The organism is uncultured Campylobacter sp. (assembly GCF_937997465.1).
Classification (GTDB): domain Bacteria; phylum Campylobacterota; class Campylobacteria; order Campylobacterales; family Campylobacteraceae; genus Campylobacter_A.
The window spans coordinates 1-1,030 of the sequence record NZ_CALKTQ010000330.1; the positions used below are offsets into that span (position 1 = coordinate 1).

2 protein-coding genes are annotated in these 1,030 nt (G+C 43.7%); both read right to left on the bottom strand.

Annotated elements, in window-relative coordinates; genetic code table 11:
* The coding region (locus Q0546_RS11235) for an ABC transporter substrate-binding protein (RefSeq protein ID WP_298793093.1) at positions 1–717 on the bottom strand (717 nt) is incomplete at its 3' end.
* 9 nt (positions 718–726) lie between these two features.
* A partial coding sequence (locus Q0546_RS11240; protein WP_298793095.1) for an ABC transporter ATP-binding protein occupies positions 727–1,030 on the bottom strand: 304 nt, incomplete at its 5' end.

Below are 1,030 nucleotides of genomic sequence, written 5' to 3' on the forward strand. Positions count from 1 at the left end.
TATATCGGGGTTAAAGATAATAACTTGCTCCTCGTTTATCGTCTTTGAGATTTTAAAGTCCGCTTCGTTATCTTGAGAGCTTAAATTTATCCCGCCCGCGATTTTTATATACTCCGCGCCGATATCTTTGCTGCTGATCGTGCTAAAATTTCCGGAGTTAAAATTTAAGGCCAAAACCCTCTTTTTATCCTTGATATTTTGTACTTTTTCGCTTACGTATTTTATATTTTCGTCAAAATACTCGTTAAATTCCTCCGCCTTTTTTACCGCATCGCCGCCTAAAATTTCGGCTATTTTGCTAACCGCGCCTTTTATCTCGCTAGCATTGCTAAATTTATTTATATTTACGACCGCTATGCCGGCGGCTTCTAGTTGTGCTCTTTGATTTTCGTCAAATATCATACCGACGGGCCCAAAAACTACCTGCGTATTTGAGGCGATGATGGTCTCGGCGCTGCTTGTTAGCGAGCCGCTGACGTTATTCATAGTTTTTATTTTCGGGAAAATTTTACTCATCATTTTAGGTAGCCTAGCTGCGCCCGAGATGATTTTATCTTCACCCGTTAGCATCGCGCTCATCTGCGTAAAAGCTCCTATCATCGGCGTTACGCGCTCTACGTTATCAGGGATTTGCACCTCTTTGCCGCCGTCGTCCACGACGATACGTGCCTGCAAGATACAAACCGCCAAAAATAAAATCGCCAAAATCTTTCTCATTTTTTCTCCTTAAATGATCGGGACGCAGGAGTAGACGCTTCTGCCCTCGATCTCGTTTTTTACTACTCTTATATCGGCACCGTAAGCGAGTTTCAAATTTTCATCCGTTATCGCTTCGCTCGCGCTGCCGTAGATGATGTTTTGATCCCTTTTTAAAAGCGCGACCTTGGCGTCTATGCAAAAAGCATGCTCGGCAAAGTGCGAAGTCATGATGATCTTATGCCCGTTTGCCGCTAGCTCCTTTACGGCTTTTAGGATTTTTACTTGGTTTCCAAAGTCCAAATTTGAGGCGGGCTCGTCAAGCATAACGGCG